Source organism: Rhodoferax sp. MLSD5-FHT05B10, from assembly GCF_058793415.1.
Map to the genome: position 1 here is coordinate 1 of NZ_JBXAFT010000020.1, position 836 is coordinate 836.

The window sequence follows — 836 nt, forward strand, 5'->3', positions numbered from 1 at the left end:
GAGCACATCCTGCTGGCCCGCCAGGTGGGTGTTCCCTACATCATCGTGTTCCTGAACAAGTGCGACATGGTCGACGACGCCGAACTGCTCGAACTCGTTGAAATGGAAGTGCGCGAACTCCTGGACAAATACGATTTCCCCGGCGACGCAACCCCCATCATTCACGGCAGCGCCAAGCTGGCCATGGAAGGCGACAAGGGCCCCCTGGGCGAACAAGCCATCATGAAGCTGGCCGATGCACTGGACACCTACATCCCCCTGCCCGAGCGCGCAGTGGACGGTGCCTTCCTGATGCCCGTGGAAGACGTGTTCTCCATCTCCGGTCGTGGTACCGTGGTGACCGGTCGCGTTGAGCGCGGCGTCATCAAGGTCGGCGAAGAAATCGAAATCGTCGGTATCGCTGACACCCAGAAGACCACCTGCACTGGCGTGGAAATGTTCCGCAAGCTGCTGGACCAGGGTCAAGCTGGCGACAACGTCGGTATCCTGCTGCGCGGCACCAAGCGCGAAGACGTGCAGCGCGGCCAAGTGCTGTGCAAGCCCGGCTCCATCAAGCCCCACACCCACTTCACCGGTGAGATCTACGTTTTGTCCAAGGACGAAGGCGGCCGTCACACCCCGTTCTTCAACAACTACCGTCCCCAGTTCTACTTCCGTACCACGGACGTGACCGGTGCGATCGAGTTGCCCGAAGGCAAGGAAATGGTCATGCCTGGCGACAACGTGTCGATCACCGTCAAGCTGATCAACCCCATCGCCATGGAAGAAGGTCTGCGCTTCGCGATCCGCGAAGGTGGCCGTACCGTGGGCGCCGGCGTGGTTGCCAAGATCATTGC

The 836-nt window shown here is 60.9% G+C and carries 1 protein-coding gene; it reads left to right on the top strand.

All coding sequences use genetic code 11. The features are described 5' to 3' along the window. Window positions 1-836: elongation factor Tu (locus AC1Q5W_RS16645; protein WP_492704280.1), on the top strand; the 836-nt coding region annotated here is incomplete at both ends.